The organism is Kribbella sp. CA-253562 (assembly GCF_050942265.1).
Taxonomy (GTDB): Bacteria; Actinomycetota; Actinomycetes; order Propionibacteriales; family Kribbellaceae; genus Kribbella.
Genome location: NZ_CP192049.1, coordinates 8,225,533 through 8,246,517, shown reverse-complemented (window position 1 = coordinate 8,246,517; position 20,985 = coordinate 8,225,533). Strand labels below are relative to the sequence as shown.

22 protein-coding genes are annotated in these 20,985 nt (G+C 70.1%); 13 read left to right on the top strand and 9 right to left on the bottom strand.

Going from position 1 to position 20,985, the window contains the following annotated elements:
• The first annotated feature begins 118 nt into the window (after positions 1-118).
• Both ACQPXM_RS39300 and ACQPXM_RS39295 read left to right on the top strand, forming a co-directional pair.
• Positions 119-511: a LysR family transcriptional regulator gene (locus ACQPXM_RS39300; protein ID WP_432943065.1), complete on the top strand. Its 393-nt coding sequence runs from the start codon at positions 119-121 to the stop codon at positions 509-511.
• Positions 508-1,005 carry a LysR family substrate-binding domain-containing protein gene (locus tag ACQPXM_RS39295; protein WP_432943064.1) on the top strand — a complete coding sequence of 166 codons (498 nt, stop codon included), beginning with the start codon at positions 508-510 and terminating at the stop codon, positions 1,003-1,005. The genes ACQPXM_RS39300 and ACQPXM_RS39295 overlap by 4 nt, the downstream gene beginning before the upstream one ends.
• On the opposite strand, the gene ACQPXM_RS39290 is transcribed toward ACQPXM_RS39295, so the two are convergent.
• Genes ACQPXM_RS39290 through tdh form a run of 5 tightly spaced genes read right to left on the bottom strand, consistent with a single transcriptional unit; the run spans position 1,006 to position 5,847 of the window.
• Positions 1,006-1,830: an aldo/keto reductase gene (locus ACQPXM_RS39290; protein ID WP_432943063.1), complete on the bottom strand. Its 825-nt coding sequence runs from the start codon at positions 1,828-1,830 to the stop codon at positions 1,006-1,008.
• 59 nt (positions 1,831-1,889) lie between these two features.
• Positions 1,890-2,978, bottom strand: coding sequence for a winged helix DNA-binding domain-containing protein (locus ACQPXM_RS39285; RefSeq protein WP_432943062.1), 1,089 nt, complete (start codon positions 2,976-2,978; stop codon positions 1,890-1,892).
• Between the two features lie 21 nt (positions 2,979-2,999).
• A complete protein-coding gene (locus tag ACQPXM_RS39280; protein ID WP_432943061.1) occupies positions 3,000-3,560 on the bottom strand; it encodes a hypothetical protein in 561 nt (186 codons plus the stop codon).
• 56 nt (positions 3,561-3,616) lie between these two features.
• Positions 3,617-4,786, bottom strand: a complete 1,170-nt coding sequence (locus ACQPXM_RS39275; RefSeq protein ID WP_432951176.1) for a glycine C-acetyltransferase — start codon at positions 4,784-4,786, stop codon at positions 3,617-3,619.
• Positions 4,787-4,797: 11 nt separating this feature from the next.
• A complete protein-coding gene (gene tdh / locus ACQPXM_RS39270) occupies positions 4,798-5,847 on the bottom strand; it encodes an L-threonine 3-dehydrogenase (protein WP_432943060.1) in 1,050 nt (349 codons plus the stop codon).
• Between the two features lie 124 nt (positions 5,848-5,971).
• Here tdh and ACQPXM_RS39265 point away from each other — a divergent pair, with 124 nt between their 5' ends.
• Together ACQPXM_RS39265 and pyrE are read left to right on the top strand one after the other, a co-directional pair.
• Positions 5,972-6,604, top strand: coding sequence for a class E sortase (locus ACQPXM_RS39265; RefSeq protein WP_432943059.1), 633 nt, complete (start codon positions 5,972-5,974; stop codon positions 6,602-6,604).
• Between the two features lie 16 nt (positions 6,605-6,620).
• The gene (pyrE, locus tag ACQPXM_RS39260; protein WP_432943058.1) at positions 6,621-7,166 is read left to right on the top strand and encodes an orotate phosphoribosyltransferase; all 546 of its coding nucleotides are present in this window, start codon (positions 6,621-6,623) and stop codon (positions 7,164-7,166) included.
• Between the two features lies 1 nt (position 7,167).
• Here pyrE and ACQPXM_RS39255 read toward each other — a convergent pair whose 3' ends face one another.
• Both ACQPXM_RS39255 and ACQPXM_RS39250 read right to left on the bottom strand, forming a co-directional pair.
• Complete coding sequence (locus ACQPXM_RS39255) at positions 7,168-8,001, bottom strand: IclR family transcriptional regulator domain-containing protein (RefSeq protein ID WP_432943057.1); 834 nt, start codon at positions 7,999-8,001, stop codon at positions 7,168-7,170.
• A gap of 85 nt (positions 8,002-8,086) precedes the next feature.
• Positions 8,087-9,571 carry an amidohydrolase family protein gene (locus ACQPXM_RS39250; RefSeq protein WP_432943056.1) on the bottom strand — a complete coding sequence of 495 codons (1,485 nt, stop codon included), beginning with the start codon at positions 9,569-9,571 and terminating at the stop codon, positions 8,087-8,089.
• Between the two features lie 177 nt (positions 9,572-9,748).
• Between ACQPXM_RS39250 and ACQPXM_RS39245 the strand changes: the two genes are divergently transcribed.
• The 8 genes from ACQPXM_RS39245 to ACQPXM_RS39210 all read left to right on the top strand — a co-directional run bounded on the left by ACQPXM_RS39245 (position 9,749) and on the right by ACQPXM_RS39210 (position 18,506).
• Positions 9,749-10,927, top strand: a complete 1,179-nt coding sequence (locus tag ACQPXM_RS39245; protein ID WP_432943055.1) for a CaiB/BaiF CoA transferase family protein — start codon at positions 9,749-9,751, stop codon at positions 10,925-10,927.
• Positions 10,924-11,715: a citryl-CoA lyase gene (locus ACQPXM_RS39240; RefSeq protein WP_432943054.1), complete on the top strand. Its 792-nt coding sequence runs from the start codon at positions 10,924-10,926 to the stop codon at positions 11,713-11,715. The genes ACQPXM_RS39245 and ACQPXM_RS39240 overlap by 4 nt, the downstream gene beginning before the upstream one ends.
• 33 nt (positions 11,716-11,748) lie before the next feature.
• Positions 11,749-12,612: a hypothetical protein gene (locus tag ACQPXM_RS39235; protein WP_432943053.1), complete on the top strand. Its 864-nt coding sequence runs from the start codon at positions 11,749-11,751 to the stop codon at positions 12,610-12,612.
• Positions 12,609-12,968, top strand: coding sequence for a hypothetical protein (locus ACQPXM_RS39230; protein WP_432943052.1), 360 nt, complete (start codon positions 12,609-12,611; stop codon positions 12,966-12,968). The genes ACQPXM_RS39235 and ACQPXM_RS39230 overlap by 4 nt, the downstream gene beginning before the upstream one ends.
• Before the next feature lie 16 nt (positions 12,969-12,984).
• The gene (locus ACQPXM_RS39225) at positions 12,985-13,965 is read left to right on the top strand and encodes a quinone oxidoreductase family protein (RefSeq protein ID WP_432943051.1); all 981 of its coding nucleotides are present in this window, start codon (positions 12,985-12,987) and stop codon (positions 13,963-13,965) included.
• A gap of 69 nt (positions 13,966-14,034) precedes the next feature.
• On the top strand, positions 14,035-14,808 hold the full coding sequence (locus tag ACQPXM_RS39220) for a LemA family protein (RefSeq protein ID WP_432943050.1): 774 nt from the start codon (positions 14,035-14,037) through the stop codon (positions 14,806-14,808).
• Between the two features lie 221 nt (positions 14,809-15,029).
• Positions 15,030-18,008: an AfsR/SARP family transcriptional regulator gene (locus ACQPXM_RS39215; protein ID WP_432943049.1), complete on the top strand. Its 2,979-nt coding sequence runs from the start codon at positions 15,030-15,032 to the stop codon at positions 18,006-18,008.
• A 120-nt stretch (positions 18,009-18,128) separates the two neighbouring features.
• Positions 18,129-18,506: a hypothetical protein gene (locus ACQPXM_RS39210; protein ID WP_432943048.1), complete on the top strand. Its 378-nt coding sequence runs from the start codon at positions 18,129-18,131 to the stop codon at positions 18,504-18,506.
• 21 nt (positions 18,507-18,527) lie between these two features.
• On the opposite strand, the gene ACQPXM_RS39205 is transcribed toward ACQPXM_RS39210, so the two are convergent.
• Positions 18,528-19,244: a DedA family protein gene (locus ACQPXM_RS39205; protein ID WP_432943047.1), complete on the bottom strand. Its 717-nt coding sequence runs from the start codon at positions 19,242-19,244 to the stop codon at positions 18,528-18,530.
• Between the two features lie 57 nt (positions 19,245-19,301).
• Between ACQPXM_RS39205 and ACQPXM_RS39200 the strand changes: the two genes are divergently transcribed.
• Positions 19,302-19,949 (top strand): TrmH family RNA methyltransferase, encoded by a 648-nt coding sequence (locus ACQPXM_RS39200; RefSeq protein ID WP_432951174.1) that lies wholly within the window; start codon positions 19,302-19,304, stop codon positions 19,947-19,949.
• A 3-nt stretch (positions 19,950-19,952) separates the two neighbouring features.
• On the opposite strand, the gene galE is transcribed toward ACQPXM_RS39200, so the two are convergent.
• Positions 19,953-20,933, bottom strand: a complete 981-nt coding sequence (gene galE / locus ACQPXM_RS39195; protein WP_432943046.1) for a UDP-glucose 4-epimerase GalE — start codon at positions 20,931-20,933, stop codon at positions 19,953-19,955.
• Positions 20,934-20,985: the final 52 nt, after the last annotated feature.

Here is a 20,985-nt window from a genome sequence, read left to right as displayed (position 1 = left end):
TCTCGAACACGGTGGTGGGAATGACGTACACGGTGGTTCCTTTCGTCTCTTCGACGGTAGGTTCGGCCGTGTTGATGCGTCCAATGAAAGTTCTGGCACGACTTCATGCTTGTGATGCATGATCGAGATCATGGAGCTTCGCCAGTTGCGCTCGTTCGTGGTGGTCGCCGAGGAGCTGAACGTCGGCCGGGCCGCGACCCGGCTGCACCTGACCCAGCCGTCGCTGAGCCGGCAGATCGCCGCGCTGGAACGCGATCTGGGCGTCGAGCTGTTCGCGCGGATCAAGAAGCGGTTCGTGCTGACCGCGGCCGGCGAGAGCCTGCTGGCGGATGCGCGCGAGCTGCTCCGGCGGGCCGACGACGCGGTTCGGGACGCGCAACGCACGCAGCGCGGTGAGTTGGGGACGTTGCGGCTGCGGTTCGTACAGTCCGCGACGTTCGAGACGCTGCCGAAACTGCTCGGAGCGTTCCGCGACAGGTACCCGCACGTGGTGCTCGACCTGGAGCGATGACGACGCTCCGGCAGCTCGAAGCGCTGAAGGACGGCCGGATCGACATCGGACTGCTTCGGCTGCCGGGCTCGGAGCAGCAGAGCAAAGGGCTGGAGTCACGGGTCGTGTCGCGCGACCCGCTGGTCGCCGTACTGCCGGCGAAGCATCCGCTCGCGCGGCGGCGACGGGTGAGCCTGGCCGAGCTGGCCGAGGACGACTTCGTCTTCTACAACCGCCCCAGCGGCCCGGCGGTGTACGACCGGATCATCGGCTACTGCCGCGACGCCGGATTCACCCCGACGATCACCCAGTACGGCGCCGACGTGCAGACCATCGTCTCGCTGGTCTCCGCTGGGCTCGGCGTGTCACTGCTGATCGCGCCGACGCCGCGCACGGACCCCGAGGCGGTCGTCTACCGCGAGCTGTCCGACGACCTGCCCCCGTGGGAACTGTCCGTGGCCTGGTCGCCGGACAACCGCTCACCCGTACTGCGGCGCTTCCTGCAGCTGGTCTGATCAGCCGAAGACGTCGGGGTCGCCGCCGGTGCGCCGGCCGGTCTCCAGGTCGGCGATCGCGGCCATGTCCTCGTTGTCCAGGGTGAAGTCGAAGACGTCGATGTTCTCCGCGATCCGCGCCGGGGTCTTCGTCTTCGGGATCACCACGTTGCCCAGCTGCAGGTGCCAGCGGATCATCACCTGGGCCGGCGACTTGCCGTGCTTGCCGCCGAGCTCCTTCAGCACCGGGTGGTCGATCAGCTCGCCGGAGGCCAGCGGGCTCCACGCCTGCGTGACGATGTCGTTCTCGGCGTGGAACGCGCGCAGCTCGTCCTGCGGCAGCTCCGGGTGCAGCTCGATCTGGTTCACCACCGGGTGCACGTCGGTCTCGTCGAACAGCCGGCGCAGCGCGGGGATGTGGAAGTTCGACACGCCGATCGACCGGACCCGGCCGTCGGCGTACAGCTTCTCCATCGCTTTCCAGGTCTCGACGTACTTGTCCTGCTTCAGCGACTGCCAGTGGATCAGGTAGAGGTCGACGGTCTCCAGGCCGAGCTTGCCGAGGCTCTTGTCGAACGCGCGCAGGGTGGAGTCGTAGCCCTGGTCGCTGTTCCACACCTTGGTGGTGACAAACAGTTCCTCGCGGGGCAGGCCGGCGTTCGCGATGGCGCGGCCGACGCCCTGCTCGTTGCCGTAGATGGCGGCGGTGTCGATGTGCCGGTAGCCGGCCTCGAAGGCGGCTTCGACGACACCGGTGACGATGTCGTTCTCGACCTGCCACACGCCCAGGCCCAGCTGCGGGATCTCGACGCCGTTGTCCAGAGTGATCGTGGGGACTGTGCTCATCTGCCTATTCCACTGGGCCGAGGGGCTTCAGCCCAGTCATCCGACGTGTGACAACAACCTCATCCACCGGCCGTAACCACCTCGTAGGTCTTCGCATCGGGCTCCAGGAAGCGCAGCAGCGCCTCACCTTCACGCTCCAGCGCGGCCGTTGTGCGCTTGAGGATCCGCTCGAACGGTGTCAGCGTGAGAGTGGCCACAGCGCGTTTCTTCTCGGCTGTCCACAGCCCGGCGACCTGGCCGTCGACCAGGAAAGTTGCCTTCACCCGCAGGTTTTTCGTGAACACCGCCGGTCGATAGGCGTCGGCTATCACCCGTTCGCGGTTCACGTACGCGAGCAGCAGATTGTCGAACTCGGGCAGGAACCGTACGGGCGCAGGGGTTTCCGGGTCGGGCCGCGGAGCATCCGGTACGTCGTACAGCGTGCGGCCGGTCTCGTCCTCGAAGCGTTCCAGCTCGGCCGCGTCGAAGACCGCCTTCGCCCCCGGCAGTCCCGACCAGGTCTGGAAGTCGGCCGGCGTCGCGGGCCCGAACGCGTCCAGATATCGGATGACCAGCTCCTGCGGTACGGCGCTCAGGAACGGCTTGCGGCCGAGCCACTGCTCCGCGAGCGTGAACCGGGCGTTGGCCTGGTAGCCCCAGCGGGTCTCCGACGGATGGATCACCAGCGGCACCATCATCCGGGTGCAGAATCCGAGCGCGCGATCGTTCACCGCCGGGAACTGCTGCTGCAGCGCGTCCCGCACCTCGGTGAAGGTCAGCGGTCCCTCCTTCAGCAGCTTTCGAGCCGCCGCGACCACCTTGTCCGGCTCCAGCCCCTCGGCGCGGTCCTTGAGCATCCGCAGCCCAGCCTCCAGCACGGGCGCCAGGGTCGTGCGGAATCGCAGGTAGTCCTCGGCGGTGACCAGATGCAGCGTCCCGCGGTACAGGGTCGCGCGCACCACTTCCCGCGCCTCGACCGCCGCGGTCAGATCACCGTCGGCGAACCCGTTGAGCCGGGTCCACAACCCGACGTACGGATGCTTGGGTTCCTGCCCCTGCATGCCCGCCAGTCGTCGTACTGCCTCGACCACTCCGACGTCGGCCCGCTCCAGCAACAGCTGCCGACTCAACGTCGCCCGGTTGACCGCCTGCGCACTCAGCACCACCATGACGGCATCCTGCCGCACACATCAGCTGTAGTCGTCCTCGTTGTACTTCGGCAGTCCGAGGTGTCGTCTGATCTCGGCGGCCGGGCTGGTGCCGCTCGTGGCGCGACGGAGGTGCGTGGCCATCTCGCTCAGGCTGCCGGACGCGGCGACCTTCAACCAGTGCGGGCGGGCGGCGGCATTGACACGGCCGAGCGCCTTGATCTTGCGGTCCACCACCACAGGCCAGGCGATCGCCGCCAGTTGCCGTGACTCGGCCAGATTCGCGGCGGCCACAGCGCGGGCGCGGACCTTCAGCGTCTGCACGGACGCGCCGCTGTTGGCCGCCTTCTCGAACCGCTCCAGCGCGACGTTGTAGGGCCTCGTCACCGCGAGATACCGAACCCGGGCCTGGGCGACGGTCAGGCGGACCGGTGCCGGCTTGGTGGGCTTGACCGTGGGACGCGGCCCGGCTGTCGTTGTCTCAGGTTGTGCCGAGGCCGCGGTACTGGGCGCGACCACAGGCATGGGGTCGGCACCGTCGTCGGTGCCGCAACCGGTCGCCAGGAAAGCCAAGACCCCGGCCACCACCAGTACTGCGCGCATGTCGCTCCTCACCCGGACGAATCGGCACAGCCTAGCGTCGGGGTGAGCAGCGGCGGTCACGCCAGCGCGGCGCGGGCCTCCACGAAGGCGGCGACGGCGCGTTCGACGTCCTCGGTGGAGTGGGCGGCGGACAGTTGGGTGCGGATGCGGGCCTTGCCGTGCGGGACGACGGGGTAGGAGAAGCCGATCACGTAGATGCCGAGTTCGAGCAGCTTGTCGGCCAGGCGGCCGGCTTCGGCGGCGTCGCCGATCATCACCGGGGAGATCGGGTGGTCGCCGGGCAGGACGTCGAAGCCGGCTTCGGTCATCTTGGTGCGGAACAGCGTCGTGTTGGCGGTGAGCTTGTCGCGCAGGTCGGACGAACCGCCGATCAGCTCGAGCGCCTTCAGCGAGGCGGCCGTGACGGACGGCGCCAGCGAGTTCGAGAACAGGTACGGACGGGAGCGCTGGCGCAGCACCTCGACGATCTCGCGGCGGCCGGAGACGTAACCGCCCGACGCGCCGCCGAGGGCCTTGCCGAGCGTGCCGGTGACGATGTCGACCCGGTCCTTCACGCCGAACAGCGACGGCGTACCGGCGCCGTCCGGGCCGACGAAGCCGACCGCGTGCGAGTCGTCGACCATCACCAGCGCGTCGTAGCGCTCGGCCAGGTCGCAGATCTCGTCCAGCGGGGCGACGTAGCCGTCCATCGAGAACACGCCGTCGGTGGCGATCAGCCGGTACCGCGCGTCGGCGGCGTCCTTGAGCTGCGCCTCCAGATCGGCCATGTCCCGGTTCTTGTACCGGAACCGACGAGCCTTCGACAGCCGGATCCCGTCGATGATGCTGGCGTGGTTCAGCTCGTCGGAGATCACCGCGTCCTCGGCGCCGAGCAGCGTTTCGAACAGACCGCCGTTGGCGTCGAAGCACGAGCTGTACAGGATCGTGTCGTCGGTGCCGAGAAAGGTGCTGAGGGCACCTTCCAGGTCCTTGTGGATCTCCTGGGTGCCGCAGATGAAGCGGACCGAGGCCATCCCGAAGCCCCACTGGTCCAGCGCGCTCTTCGCGGCCCCGATCACCTCGGGGTGGTCGGCCAGGCCGAGGTAGTTGTTGGCGCAGAAGTTCAGCACCTCCTTGCCTGAGGCAACAGAGATCGCGGCGTTCTGGGGCGAATGGATCACCCGCTCGGCCTTGTAGAGCCCGGCGTCCCGGATCTCGCCGATGGTGGCTGTCAGGTCGTCCCGCATCCGGCCGAACATCAGTGCTTCTCCTCGTACGTCGGGGTGGTCCAGTCCATGATGACCTTGCCGCACTGCCCGTGCCGGGCGGTGTCGAAGGCCTGCTCGTAGTCGGCGTAGCCGAACCGGTGGGTGATCACCGGGCCCAGGTCGAGACCGCGCTCGAGCATCACCGACATCGAGTACCAGGTCTCGAACATCTCCCGGCCGTAGATGCCCTTGATGGTCAGCATGTTGAGGACGACGGTGCTCCAGTCGATGGCGATCGCGTCGGCCGGCAGCCCGAGCATCGCGATCTTGCCGCCGTGGTTCATGTTCGCCAGCATGTCGCGCAGGGCGACCGGCTGCCCGGACATCTCCATCCCGACGTCGAAGCCCTCGCGCATGCCGAGCTCGCGCTGGGCCTCGGCGATGCTCTCCGCGCCGACGTTCACCGCGCGGGTGACGCCGAGCTTGCGGGCCAGCTCGAGCCGGTACTCCGACAGGTCGGTGATCACCACGTTGCGCGCCCCGGCGTGCAGGGCGACCGCCGCGGCCATGATGCCGATCGGCCCGGCGCCGGTGATCAGCACGTCCTCACCGACGACCGGAAACGACAGCGCGGTGTGCACGGCGTTGCCGAACGGGTCGAAGATCGCCGCCACGTCCAGGTCGACCGGATCGCGGTGCACCCACACGTTGGTGGCCGGCAGCGCGACGTACTCGGCGAACGCGCCGGGTACGTGCACGCCGAGGCCGCGGGTCTTGATGCACAAGTGCCGGCGGCCGGCCCGGCAGTTGCGGCAGCGGCCGCAAACCAGGTGACCCTCGCCGCTGACCACGTCACCGACCGCGACGTCGCGCACGCCGGCGCCGATCTCGACCACCTCGCCGCAGAACTCGTGCCCGGTGACCATCGAGACCGGCACGTTCTTCTGCGCCCAGGCGTCCCAGTTCTGGATGTGCAGGTCGGTGCCGCACAGGCCGGTCCGCAGCACCTTGATCAGGACCTCGTCCGCCTCGACGCTCGGCTCGGGGACGTCCTGGAGCCACAGACCGGGCTCGTTCTTCGCCTTCACCAGCGCCTTCACGCCATCCTCCTCCGCCCGCGCCGTCGGCTCGACGACCGCCGTCCACATCGTCGTCCCCGGCAACCTTGTCCGTCCATCGACACGTCGTACACAGGCTTTGCAGTCGATCTGCATACTGGTCGCCATGACGCGCCGCGGGGTGATCAGGAGTGCGGGAGTGCTCCTGCTGCTCGCGGGCCTCGGGCTGCTCGGCTGGGTCGGCTGGCAGTACGTCGGCACCGGGATCACCGCGAATCACACGATGGACCAGCTCGAGCAGGACCTGCGCGATCGCTGGAAGACACCCCCCGGCCCCGGCGCCGAGCCCCGAACCGGTACGGCGATCACGCTGCTGCGGATCCCGAAATTCGGCGCCGACTGGGAGAAACCGGTGGTCGAGGGCGTCGGCAAGGACGAACTGGCTCGCGGTCTCGGGCACTACCCGCAGACGCAGCTGCCGGGACAGCCGGGCAACTTCGCGATCGCCGGGCATCGGGTCACCCACGGGTCGCCGTTCCGCAAGCTGCTGGAGCTGGAGCGCGGCGACCAGGTGATCGTCGAGACCGCGGACGCCGTCTACACCTACGAGCTCGACGGCTCCCCGAAGGACCTGACCGTGAAACCGGCCGACACCTGGGTCCTCGACCCGGTCCCCGGCAAACCCGGCGCATCGCCGACCAGGCCGATGCTCACGCTCACCACCTGCCAGGACCTGTTCCACTCCCCGGACCGCTCGGTCGCGTTCGCCCACTTGGTGAGAACCGATCCCAAGTCCTGATTTAGGCTGTGGCCTCATGAGCGCTGATCGGGATGCCCTGCTGGACCAGGTGAAGAACAAGGCCGTCGTGCACGGGAAGGTGACGCTGGCCTCCGGTAAGGAAGCCGACTACTACGTCGACCTGCGCCGGGTCACCCTGGACGCCGAGGCGGCGCCGCTGATCGGGCCGCAGCTGCTCGAGCTCACCGCGGACCTGGAGTACGACGCCGTCGGCGGGCTGACGCTGGGCGCCGACCCGGTCGCGCTGTCGATGCTGCACGCCGCCGCATCGCAGGGCCGCAAGCTGGACGCGTTCGTGGTCCGCAAGGCCGAGAAGGCGCACGGGTTGCAGCGCCGGATCGAGGGTCCCGAGGTCAAGGGTCGCCGGGTGCTCGCCGTCGAGGACACCTCCACGACCGGCGGTTCGGTGCTGACCGCGGTCGAGGCGCTGCGCGAGGCCGGCGCCGAGGTGGTCGCGGTCGTGGTGATCGTCGACCGCGCCACCGGCGCCAAGGAGAAGGTCGAAGCCGAGGGCCTGGAGTACCGCTGGCTGTTCGGCCTGGACGACCTCGGCCTCAACTGACCTACGCCGGCGCCGAGTCCCGGGAGCTGCTGGGGCGGTCGAGTTCGACGTGCGGACGCGACTGCCACAGGGCCCACTCGGCGCTGACGTCGCCTGCAGTGCGGAGCAGGAGCGGCAGATAGTCCGTCAGCAGCTTCTCGGTCGAGGTCTCGGCCGCGTGCACGGTGACGTTCATGGCCGCCTGGACCGTGCCGGTACCGTCGCGGACCGGCGCGGCAACAGACCGTACGCCGGGCGCCAGCTCCTCGTCGGCCAGCGCCCAGCCGCGCGCGCGGATCTCGGTGAGCTGCTCGCGCAGCTGCTCCGCCGACCGGCCGATGTAAGCCGGGAGCCCGGCCCGGCTAGGTTGCGCCAGCGTCTCCTCCAGTTCGTCGGGGGACAGCCCGGCGAGCAGCACCTTGCCCTGCGACGTCTGGGCGGCCGGGAACCTGGTGCCGATGTCCACCCGGAGCGCGATGATCTTCGGCACCGACACCCGCGCCACGTAGACGATGTCCGACCCGTCGAGCTGCGCCATCGACGACGACTCCCCGGTCCGGGCGACCAGCGCCTCCAGGTGCGGCCGGGCGATGTCCCAGAGTCCGAGCGCGCCGACGTACGCCATGCCCAGGGTCAGCACTTTCGGGGTGAGCTGGAAGGCGCCGGCGGTCGAGCGGACGAAGCCGAGCTCCTCCAGCGTCAGCAGCAGCCGGCGCGCGGTCGGGCGGGCCAGTCCTGCCGCGGCCGCCACTTCGCTGAGCGACATGCTTCGGTGGTCGGCGTCGAAGCAGGCGAGCACATCCAGACCGCGAGCCAGCGACTCGACGAAATCGGGACCCGCTCCTCGTCCTGCCATCGGTACCTGCCTCCGCTCCTGCCGTGGTCCACGGCGCGGACCGGTCGTCGCCGACGAGCCTAAGGCCACCGGCGGGTGGTTGCCGTCAGGTGCCCGCGCCGGGCTCGCCGAACATGCTGCCGCGCGCCTCCCGCGTCGACTCCGACTTGTACTCGGTGTACTGGTACGGGTTGTCCAGCACTTCCTCGTCGGGCAACCCGGGGTTCATCCCGGCGAGCCAGGCATCCTCGCCCAGCGACGAGCGCAGGTGGTCGACAGTCGCCTCGACGTTCCGCCGTACGGCGGGCAGGTCGGCGCCGACGAGCCGGTGCTCGTGCTTCACGACGCGGCCGTTGACCAGCACGGTGTGGACGTCGCCACGCTGGGCCTGAAAGGCGACCTGGCCGTAGGGGTTGAGCAGCGGGAAGGAGACCGGCGAGGCGTCGTTCTTGATCAGGACGACGTCGGCCTTCTTGCCGGGCTCCAGGCTGCCGAGGTCGTCGCGGCCCAGCGCCCGGGCGCCGCCGCGGGTGGCCCAGTCGACCACTTGCTCGGCCCGCAGGTGCACGTGCGTGACAGTCTCGCCCTTGACGTGGGCTTCGAGGTGCTCGCGGGACCGGTCGGCGCCGAGCGTGGTCCGCATGGCCGAGAACAGGTCGCCGCTCCACCAGACGCTGGTGTCCATCGACAGCGACACCCCGATGCCGTACCGGCGGACCTGCCAGGTGGGCGGGTAGCCCTGACCGGCACTCTGCTCGGATTCGGTCGACACCGAGATCGAGGCGCCGCTTGCGGCGATCCGCTGGTAGGAGTCGGCGGTGAGCGTGGCCGCGTGCACGAGAACGGTCTCCGGCGTCAAGAAACCGTTCTCGTGCATCAGCCTGATGCCGTCGTCGTTCGTCGCTCCCCAGACGCCGGCATGAGTCGTCACCGGCAGCCCGAGCTCGCGGGCCACCTCGAAGGCGGCCCGCTCCGGGAACGCCGGGTCGCCGGTCACGTCGAAGGCCAGCTGGACGCCGAGCAGGTCCTCGGCCCCGGTCCGGCGGCGGTCCAGGAACGACCGGACCGCCGGGTCGGCGGTCCAGTCCCAGGGACCGGCCTGAATGTTGCCATAGGCAAGTACGAACCGGCCGGGCACGGCCTGCAGCGCGTCGACGGCGGCCTCGGCGTGATCGACGGTCTGCAACCCGTGCGACCAGTCCACGGTGGTGGTGATGCCGGCCTCCAGCGACTCCCAGGCCGACAGCAGGTTGCCGGCATGGATGTCCTCGGGCCGGAACACCTTGCCGTGCTCGAGGTAGTACCAGACGAAGTACTGCGTCAGCGTCCAGTCGGCGCCGTACGCGCGCATCGCGGTCTGCCACATGTGCCGGTGGGTGTCGATCATGCCGGGCATCACGATGCCGCCGCGGGCGTCGATCTCCGTGGTCTGCTCGGGCACGTCGAGTGCGGGGCCGACGGCCGCGATCCGGTCGTCGACGACCAGCACGTCGGCGTCGGTGAGCACGGTGTGCGCGTCGTCCATGGTCAGCACGGTGCCGCCGCGCAGCACCACCGGCCGGCCGGGCGCCGGTGCCTCGGATGTGGTCATGGGCTCTCCCCGGGAGTGCGGCGGACGTTCGTCCGTATGACGGTCACATCACTATCGAAGCCGGGTTGAGGCCTGTCAAGAGCTGGGCCGGGAGCCTTGACAGTGCGATCCCAAGGCGCGGAGACTGCGACAGCAGGACTCAACGGACAACTGTCCGCGTCGAGGGGAGTTGACCGTATGACCGAGGCTCGCTCCGGTCCGCTCGCCGGCCTGGTGGTCGCCGACTTCTCCCGGATCCTGGCCGGGCCCTACGCGACCATGCTGCTGGCCGATCTGGGCGCCGAGGTGATCAAGGTCGAGTCGCCCGGTGGTGACGACACCCGGTCGTGGCAGCCGCCGGTCCGGGACGGCATCTCGACGTACTACCTGGCCGTGAACCGCAACAAGCGCTCGATCGCCCTCGACCTCAAGGACCCCGGCGACCTCGCTGTGGCCCAGGCGCTCGCGAGGCGGGCCGACATACTGATCGAGAACTTCAAGCCCGGTGGCCTGGCGCGCTTCGGGCTCGACTACCCGACAGTTGCCGAGGGCAACCCTGGCGTGGTCTACGCCTCGATCAGTGGCTTCGGCAGTGGGCCGAAAGGCGCCGCGTTGCCCGGGTACGACCTGATCGTGCAGGCGATCTCGGGGTTGATGAGCCTGACCGGCGATCCCGGCGGCGAACCGTTCCGGGCCGGCATCTCGGTCTTCGACGTGATGGCCGGCATGCACGCCACGATCGGTGTCCTGTCGTCGCTCAACGCCCGGCACGCGACCGGCCGCGGCCAGCACGTCGAGGTGAACCTGTTGTCCTCGGCACTGTCGGGCCTGGTCAACCAGTCCAGTGCGTACGTCGCGGGCGGCGTCGTCCCGTCGCGCATGGGCAACAGTCATCCCAGCCTGTTCCCGTACGAACCGCTGCCCTGCTCCGACGGCGACCTGATCATCACGGCGGGCAACAACGGCCAGTTCCGCAAGCTCGTCGAGGTGCTGGGCGCGCCCGAGCTGGCCGACGACCCGCGGTTCGACCGGAACGAGAAGCGCACCGAGAACCGCGACGAGCTGCGGCCGCTGCTGGTCGAGCGGCTGAAGACCCGGACAAAGTCCGAGTGGTTCCACGCGATCATCGCCGCGGGCGTGCCGTGCGGACCGATCAACACCATCGACGGCGGGGTGGCCTTCGCCGAGGAAATCGGGCTCGACCCGGTGGTGACGGTCGGGCCGGAGGACCACGGCGTGCCGAGTGTGCGCAACCCGATCACGTTCTCGGAGACGCCGGCGGACTACCTGCTGCCGCCCCCGGCGCTCGACGAGCACGGGGACGAGATCCGGCGGTGGCTCGCGGCCGAACGGCGTACGGAGGAAGGAACGGCATGAGCGAAGTGCCCAGCTTCCCGACCTCGCTCGGGACGTCCACGGCCGACGAGATCCGCCTGCTCGGGCAGGACCTCACCGCCGACCTGATGGGCAAGGTCGGCTTCGGGGAACTGGCCTTCTGGCTGGTCGCGCTGCGTCGCCCGACGCCTTCGGAGGTCAGGGTCTTCGAGGCCGTGCTGGTGGCGCTGGCCGACCACGGGTTCACCCCGACCGCGATCGCCGCGCGGCTCACCTACCTGTCCGCGCCGGACTCGCTGCAAGGCGCGCTCGCGGCCGGTCTGCTCGGCGGCGGCTCCCGCTTCCTGGGCGTGACCGAGGACTGCGGCGCCTTCCTGCACGGCGCCCTCGCAGCAGTCGACGGCGAGCTGCCGGACAACGACGAAGGCTGGGACGCCCTCGCGCTGATCGTGGTCGCGGAGGCGAAGGCCGCCAAGCGATTTGTGCCCGGCCTGGGTCATCCGGTCCACAAGGTGCGCGACCCGCGGACGCCGGTACTGATCGGCATCGCCGAGGAGGAAGGGCTTCGCGGCCCGCACCTGAAGCTGTTCGAGGCGATCGGCAGGGTGCACGAGCAGGTCCTCGGCCGCCGGCTACCGCTGAACGGCGCCGGGGTCTGCGGCGCCGCGCTGGCCGATCTCGGGCTCCCGATCGAGTTGCTGCGTGGCTTCGCCCTGCTGGCTCGCGCCGCCGGTCTGCTCGGGCAGCTCGCCGAGGAGCAGCGCCGCCCGATCGGCATGGACGCCTACCTGACCGTCGATCGCAACGCCGTCTACGTCGATCCCACCTGAGAACCCGCCGCCCGAGATCCCGAGGAGCACGTCATGGCCCAAGTCGTCGCGGTCATCGCGTCCACGCACCACCCGTTCTACTACCGCGCCAGTACGGCGACCGGCGCCGACCGGCCGCCGTTCGCGGACGAGTGGGTGGCCAAGATCGAGGCGTTCCGGGAGACGCTGACCAAGGCCCGGCCGGATGTGCTGGTGATGGTCGGCAGCGACCACTTCCACCAGCTCTGGCTGGACAACATGCCGCAGTTCCTGGTCGGCAAGGCGCCGTTCTTCGACGCGAACTTCTACAACGAGGAACGCGAGTTCGGCCTGCCGCGGATGACACTGGCCGGCCAGGAGGACCTGTCCGCGCACATCCTGCGCGACGGCCTGGACGCCGGCTTCGACCTTGCCTTCAGCAACGAACTGCGGATCGACCACAGCATCACCTGCCCGATCATCACGCTGCGGCCCGAGGCCGACCTGCCGATCGTGCCGATCTACACCAACATCTTCGCGCCGCCGCTGCCCCGGCCGCAGCGGTTCGTGCAGCTCGGCCGGACGATCCGGCAGCTGGTCGAGTCCTGGCCGACCGACCAGCGGGTGGCGATCATCGGCACCGGCCACCTCTCGCTCGAGCTCGGCGGGCCGCGCCAGTTCGGTGCGCACGGCCCCGATCCGGAGTTCGACCGGAAGGCGGTCGAGTGGATCGCCACCGGTGACATCGAGGGTGCGCTGTCCGAAGTGACGCTGGACAGCCTGCATCTACCGGGCAACGCCACCCACGGCTTCATGGACTTCCTGCTGATGATGGGCGCGGCCGGCGACGGCGCGAAGGCCGACCACGTCGACTCGCTCGACCTGTTCCACACGATGGAGGCCTACTTCACCTGGTATCCGAACGGAGCGCCGGCATGAGCAAGTACCTGCTGGACAAGTTCCTCTACACCGTCGACCGCGACCCCGAGCTGGTCGAGCGGTACCGCGAGGACCCGGCCGGAACCGTCTCCTGGTGGGAGGCGGAGATGGCCAACAAGCTGCTCAACTGCACGGCGGACGAGCGGACGACGTGGCTGGCCTTCACCGAGGAGGAGCGCTCCGCGTTGCGCGCGCACGACCATGTGGCGCTGTTCGGTCTGGGCGCCCACCCGTTCCTGACGCTGACGCTGTTCATCGCGATGTTCGAGCGCGACCACGGCCCGCTGGAGTACCAGCTGGCCTACGCCAAGGCGATGGAGCACATCACCCTGCCCTATCCCGACATCGCCACCTGACCTGCGAGGAGACGCTGTGCGAGCAGCCGTTGTGGCCACCCTGGGCGAACCGCCGTCGCTGGCCGAGCACCCTGACCCGGTCCCGGCCGAGGGGTGGAGCGTCGTCCGGGTCGCCGCCGCTCCCGTCGTACCGCTGGACCTGCTGTGCGCCTCCGGTACGTCGTACTTCGGTGCTCCGGCGGTTCCGTACGTGCCGGGTGTGCAGGGCGTCGGCGTGGTCGAGCAGTCGGCGGTCATGGCGGCCGGGACCAGGGTCTTCTTCGCGACGTCGGCCGGGATGACAGCCGGCGACGGCAGCTTCGCCGAGCGCTGCGCGGTCCCGGATTCCGACCTCGTCGCGCTGCCGGACGACGTACCGGACACGATGGTCGCCGCGCTCGGGTTGTCCGGGGTCGCGGCGTGGATGGCGCTGACCTGGCGGGCGCGCATGCAGCCGGGGGAGCGGGTGCTGGTCCTCGGAGCCGGCGGAGCGGTCGGCCAGATCGCGATCGGTGCGGCACGCGCACTGGAAGCTGGCCGGGTGACGGCGGTGTGCCGGTCCGAGGAGTCACGTCAGCGGGCGCTGGCGGCCGGTGCGGACGAAGTGGTGATCCCCACCGCGGACGTCGACGAGCTGACGGCACGCCTCGGTGAGGTCACCGGCGGTGAGGTCGACGTGGTGATCGATCCGGTCTTCGGTACGGCGGCCACCGCGGCCTCCCGCCTGCTCGCGCCCGGCGGGAGGCTGGTGAACCTCGGGGGAGCTTCGGGCGACGAGGCAACGTTCTCCTCGTCCGTACTGCGCAGCCGCTCGGCGAACATCCTCGGCTACACCAACAACTCGCTGACTCCGGAGCAGCGGGCCGAGGCGCTGACCGAAGTCCTGCGGCACGCCGCGGCGGGCCGGATCACCGTCGCGCACGAGACCGTCGGGCTGCCGGACGTCACGACGGCCTGGTTGCGCCAAGCAGCCGGACAGATCGCCGGCCGCCTGGTGCTGACAGTCGAGCACGGCTAGCGCTGTGCCCTGGCGGCGGCCCCGGCGAGGACTAGAGTCACCGGGTAACCGACACCGGGGAGCAGGGAAATGACCGCAGTCATCATCGTGATCGTGGCGCTCGTCGTGATCCTGGCGATCGCGTTGATCGTCTCGTACAACCGCTTCGTCAAGCAGCGCAACCTGATCCAGGAGTCCTGGCGGCAGATCGACGTCGAGCTGCACCGCCGCTACGACCTGATCCCGAACCTGGTCGAGACCGTGCGCGCGTACGCCGCGCACGAGCGGCACGTGTTCGAGGAGGTCGCCCGGCTGCGCACCCAGGCGGTCGGCGCCGAGGGCGCCACCCCGGAGCAGCGGGCCGCCGCCGAGGGGCAGCTGTCGGGTGCGTTGCGGCAGATGATGATCTCGGTCGAGGCCTACCCGCAGCTGCAGTCGAACCAGAACTTCCTCGGTCTGCAGCGCGAGCTGACCGACACCGAGGACCGGATCGCGGCCGGCCGCCGGTTCTACAACGCCAACGTCGGCGACTACAACACCCGGATCGAGGCGTTCCCGTCGAACCTGATCGCGAGCAGCTTCAAGTTCGAGAAGGCCGGCTACTTCGAGGTCAAGGACGAGAGCGTCCGGGCGGTGCCGCAGGTGTCGTTCGGCACGATCGGCTCGGTCGACGGCGAGCAGGCGCCGCCGCAGATGCCGGCCGGTGGGCACAGCTCGGGCCAGATCCAGCCGCCGCTGCCGGGCGACCAGCAGCCGGGGTACCAGCAGGGCGGCTACCAGCAGCTCCCGCCGCAGAACCAGGGCCAGCCGCCGGCCGCTGCGCCGCGTCCGCAGGACGGTCAGCCGCCGTTCACCGGGGCCTGATCCCGCCTGGGCAAAATTCAGGCCCGGGGTTGACGGCGTTCAGTCCGTCATCCCCGGGCCTGCCCTCCCCCCGGTACCTGCGTCCAGACTGCCCGGCGCGCATACATCCGGCGTACATCGGCGCGTACATCGTGGTGGCCGCCGTTCGGCACAGGCTTCCCGGACCGTCCGCGGGATGCCACCATGGGGCCGCGTGCGGAATTAGTTGAGAGGGCAGCCAAGTGGACGGTCTGAGGTACGAGATCCTCGGTCCGCTGCGTGTCGCCCACCTGCCCAGCCAGCAGCTCCGGGCCAGCAAACCCCGCCAGCTGCTCGCCACCCTGCTGCTGCACCCGAACAGGTTCGTCTCCACCGACCTGATCGCCGACGCGTTGTGGGAGAACGCCCCGCCGCGGTCGGCGACCGCCAACATCCGCACCTACGTGCGCGCACTGCGCGGTGCCCTGCAGGACGCCGGGCTGCCCGCGCCGATCGACACCTCGGCGGCCGGCTACAGCATCGAGGTCGGTGTCGACGAGCTGGACTCCAGCAGGTTCGAGTCGCTGCTGGCCGAGGGCGGTCACCTGCGCGACGCCGGTGACACCCGCCAGGCGATGCAGGTGCTGTCCGGGGCGTACTCGCTGTGGCGTGGCCATCCGCTGGCCGACCTCACCATCTCCTCGGCCTGGGAAGGCTCGATCGGCCGTCTGGAAGCGCAGTACCGCGGTCTGGTCGACACCCTGCTCGACCTGCGGCTGGAGCACGGCGACGCCGCCGGTGCCGCCGTACTGCTCAGTGGACGGCTCACCGAGGACCCGTACGACGAGCAGCTGTGGCGCAGGCTCGTCGACACGTTGCTGGCGGCCGGTCGCACCAGCGAAGCGCGGGCGGCGTACAGCAAAGCTGTGCGGACCCTCGCGGACGAGCTGGGTGTCGAGCCCGGTCCGGAGCTCGCGGCAGCCGGTGCGCGCGCCCACAACGGCCACACCGCCAACTGGCCCGAGCCGGGCATCCCCGCAGTCCGTACGCCGGAGCCCGAGGCCGTCGAGCCGCCCGGTCCGATGGCGGCACCCGCTCTGACCGAGCCGCACCGGCCACCGAGCCAGCTGCCGCTCGACCTGCCCGACTTCAGCGGCCGGGACGAGTACCTGGAGAAGCTGCGGGACCTGGTCTGCGGGCGTGATCCGGTCCGGCCGCCGATCGCGGTGATCTCCGGAGCCCCCGGAACAGGCAAGAGCTCGCTGGCCGTTCGGCTGGGCCATCTGGTCAGGGAATACTTCCCGGACGGGCAGATCTATCTGGACATGCGCGGCGCCACCGATCCGAGGGATCCCGGCGGCGCGCTCACCGACCTGCTGCTCAGCCTGAACGTGCCGGACTTCGCCGTACCGGCTGATCCGGACCGCCGGTCGGCGATGTTGCGGTCGGAGCTGGCCAGCCGCCGGGTGCTGATCATCCTGGACGACGTGGCCTCGGCCCGGCAGGTCGCGCCGCTGATGCCGGGCACCGGGGCGTCGGCAGTCGTGGTGACCAGCCGCAACCGGCTGATCGACCTGGCCGGGGCCGACCCGATCCCGCTGGACACCTTCGACGACCGCGAGGCGACCGAACTGTTGCTGCGCGTCGCCGGCTCCGGCCGGATCGACCGGGGCTCCCCGGCGGCGGAGGAGATTCTGCTCGCCTGCGGGAACCTGCCGCTGGCGATCCGGATCGTGGCGAGCCGACTGGCCCAGCGGCCCGACCTGAGCCCGAGCGAGCTGGCCCGGCGGCTCCGCGACGAGACCCACCGGCTCGACGAGCTGAGCATCGGCGAGCTGGCCGTCCGGACCAGCGCCGACCTCAGCTACGACTCGCTCAGCCCGGAGGAGGCCAGGCTCTACCGGCTGATCGGGCACTTCGCGGTCGGGGAGTTCTCGGCGCGAGTGCTGGAGCCGGTGGCCAGTCCGGCCGTCGTACGGCGCAGTCTGGACCGGCTGATCGAGGTCAACCTGGTGCAGATCAGTTCGATCGACCCGACCGGCAAGGCGCGCTACCGGGTGCACGACCTGCTGCGGCTGCACGCGATCGGTGTCGGCGACGAGAGCCAGAAGGCCGAAGCGCTGAAGGACCTGGCCACCCTGCTCGACGCCCTCCTGGCCAAGGTACGACGGGCTGCCGCGGCGCTGCCCTTCGGCTACTTCGGCACCCTTGACTACGAAGGCCCACTGCGGTCACCGGATCCGCAGCCGTTCACCGACACGGACGCGATCGCCTGGTTCGACAGCGAGCGCAGCAGCTTCGTCCCGGCGATCCGGGCAGCGGCGCAGAACGGTCTGCACGAGCACGCCTGGCGGTTGGCCGCCGCCTGGGGCCCGTACCTGGACATGCGCGCCGGCTTCGACGACTGGAACGAGTCGCACCAGCCCGGTCTGGTCAGCGCGGTCGCCTGCGGGGATCGCCGTGGCGCCGCGATCTTGCACCGCAACCTCGGTCAGCTCGCGCTCTACCAGGACGACTGGGACGCGGCCTGGCACCACCTGACCAGCGCCGCCGAACTGTTCGCCGAGGTCGGGGACCGGCACGGGGAGGGAATCGCCGCGGTCGGCGTCGGGACCTGGCTGCGCGAACGCGGCCGCCCGGACGAGGCGCTGCCGCAGTACGAGAAGGCTGTCGAGGCCTTCGTCGAGGTCGGCGACACCAACGGCGAGGCGGTCGCCCGCAGCGCGGCCGCGTCGATCTGGTTGTCCCGCGACGACATGGTGACGGCCGGGCGCTACCTGGCCGAGGCGTTCCTGCTCGGCGTACGCCGAGGCGACCGGCACCGGGAGGCCAAGGTCCGGCGGCGGATCGCGTCGCTGCGGATCCGGCAGGGCCGACCGGAGCAGGCGGTCCGCCAGCTGCAGGCGTCGCTGGCGATCTTCAGCAAGATCGGTGACGACCACTGCGCGGCGTACGCGCGGGCGGAACTGGGACAGGCGCTGGTCGCGGTCGGTGACGACGCGGCGGCCCGGAAGATGCTGCTGGACGCGATCGAGATCGGCCACCGGCTCGGCGACCGCAGCGTCGAGGGTCAGGCGGCGTACGACCTGGGCCGGCTGCACGTGACCACCGGCAACGTGGACTTCGCCCGGCGCTACCTGAGCCGCGCGATCCGGGCCTGGCAGCAGATCGGCAACGACGCGCGGGTGGCCGAGGCCCGGGCGCACCTGACCGAGCTGGGCGCCGATCTCGCCGTCAGCTGAGTCTCCCGCCGTTCCGGCAATGTACGGCGGCTGTATGCCCGCCGGTGATGCTGAGATCGCTAGGCGTGAGGCCGGCGTACGGGGGCATTGAGCCGGGGGGAGGGTGCGGTGGAGCGCCAGATGACAGACCGGGTGGGGAACCCGAGGGACACCGAGTCGGCACTGGACTGGCAGTTGGAGCGCGTCGGCTCGACGGCCTGGCAGGAGTGGACGCTCAAGTTCCAGCGGATGGCGTTCGGCTACGCCCACGACAGCGGCTGGCACGACTCGGCCGACGCGTTGCACTGGCTCGATCACCACGCCCTCCTGCACGAGGGGGCGGCGCCACGGGGGGCGCTGGTCTGGTACCAGGCGGTGGACCGGATCCGGGTGGCCTGCTCACTCGGGTCCGGTCAGGTCATCGGCCCGCTGCCGGCCGGCGAGGTCGCCGTGGCCGGTTTGCTCACGCTGAGCACCGACTTCGTCTGGTCGGACCCGTGCTTCCCGTTCGCGCACTGAGCCCTTGGCGACGCCGCGGCGTCAGTCGTTGAGCTTCTCCATCACCGCGGTGCGCTCGGCCTCGGTGTCGTAGCGCTCGTCGCGGCCCTGGCCGTTGTCGTGGGCACGCTCGCGGCGTTTGGCCAGCACGAACTCGACCACCATCGGGATCACCGAGATGATCACCAGCAGGATCAGCGCCGACTCCAGGTGCGCGTGGATGAAGTCGATCCGGCCGAGCAGGTGACCGAGCAGGGTGACGCCGGTGCCCCACAGCACCGCGCCGATGCCGGTCCAGAAGAAGAACTTGCGCGGGTCCATCCGGCCGGCACCCGCGGTCACCGTGATGAACGTGCGCACGATCGGCACGAACCGGGCCAGCACCAGCGCGCGCGGGCCGTACTTGTCGAAGAACGCGTGCGTCTGGTCGATGTACTTGGGCTTCAGGAACTTGGCGTCCGGGTTCTTGAACAACGTCGTACCGAGCGCGCGGCCGATGTAGTAACCGGACACGTTGCCCAGGAACGCCGCGGCGGTGAGCACCAGGCACGCCAGCCAGAGCGGCACGTCGATCGTGCCCAGCGCGATGAACAGCCCGACCGCGAACAGCAGCGAGTCACCGGGCAGGATCGGGAACAGCAGTCCACACTCGATGAAGATCACCGCTGCGGTGCCCCACAGAGCCCAGTCCCCCAGCCAGTTCAGCAGGAATTCGGGGTCCATCCAGTTCGGCATCAGCATCGCCATCTGTAAGAGCACCGGGACAGGGTAGCGTCCCGACCTGTGCAACCGGCGAATCGTGACAGTGCCACTGAGATCGGCCGCGACCTGGTCGGCGCCGATCTGGTCGGCCCCGCAGAGGTCGGCGTCGGCCCGTGGCAGGGCGATCCGCCGGACGATCCGCGGCTCGATCCGGAGCTGCTCGCGCACGGCGACCGCCGCAACGTGGTGGACAAGTACCGGTACTGGCGGCTGGAAGCGATCGTCGAGGACCTCGATCGCCAACGGCACTCGTTCCACGTCGCGATCGAGAACTGGCAGCACGATCTGAACATCGGCTCGGTGGTCCGCACCGCGAACGCCTTCCTGGCCCGCGAAGTGCACATCGTCGGCAACCGCAAATGGAACCGACGCGGCGCGATGGTGACCGACCGCTACCAGCACGTCCGCCACCACCCCCAGCTGGCCGACCTCGCCGCGTACGCCGAACAGCACAGCCTCCCGGTGATCGGCATCGACAACCTGCCGGGCTCGGTCCCGCTGGAGACCTACGAACTGCCCGAGGCGTGCGTCCTGCTCTTCGGCCAGGAGGGCCCCGGTCTGACCGAAGCCGCGCACGAGATCTGCACCGACGTACTCAACATCGCGCAGTACGGCTCAACCCGCTCGATCAACGCCAGCGCCGCCGCGGCCATCGCCATGCACGCCTGGATCCGCCGGCACACTTTCCACCAGAAGCCGTAGCTCTCACGCGGTCGCGGCGACCGGGGTGGGCCACGCTGCCCAGGCAGAGGCGATCATCGCCGGCAGGTCGTGCTGCGCCTTCCAGCCCAGCTCGGCGGCGATGCGGGCCGGATCGGCGACCACCTCGGGCGGGTCGATCGGCCGGCGCGCGACCACCTCGTACGGCTGGTGCAGCCCGGTGATCTCCCGCGCAGTGTGGAGTACGTCGAGCACGCTGGCGCCCTGACCGGTCCCCACGTTGTAGTGCTCGGCCACCGTGGACCCGCCGAGCAATGCGTCCACCGCGGCGACGTGCGCGTCGGCCAGGTCCGCGACGTGCAGGTAGTCGCGGATGCAGGTGCCGTCGGGTGTCGGGTGATCCGTGCCGAACACCTTCGGCCGCTGCCCTACCGTCAGCGCCCGCAGGGTCAGCTGGAGCAGGTTGGCCACGCCAGGGTCGCCCAGTGACGGAGTGCCCGCGCCGCACACGTTGAAGTAGCGCAGGCTCAGCCAGGACAGCTCCTGCGCGGCCGCCGCGTCCCGGATCAGCCACTCGCAGACCAGCTTGGTGGTGCCGTACGGGTTGATCGGTGCGGTCGGCGTTGACTCGGTGACCGGCCCGGTCGGCGGTACGCCGTACACCGCGGCGCTGGAGGAGAACACCAGGCGGCGGACCGCGGCGGCGCGCATCGCCTCGAGCAGGCTGGCGGTGCCGCGGACGTTCTGGTCGTAGTAGAACAGCGGCCGGTCGACCGACTCGCCGACGGCCTTCTTCGCCGCCAGGTGGATCACGCCGGTCACGGCGTACCGGGTCATCACCTCGGCCAGCGCCGCGGTGTCCAGCACCGAACAGGTCTCCAGCGGGACGCCGGCGGGCAGCCGCCCGGCCGAGCCCGTGCTCAGGTCGTCGACGACCACCGTACGGCGGCCGGCTCGGGTCAGGGCGTGGACGACATGCGCGCCGATGTACCCGGCACCGCCGGTGATCAGCCAGGTCGAGGTCATGGCTCCAGCCTGGTTCCGCGCGGTCCCGGGCAGAACGTGCACGCGGACCAGG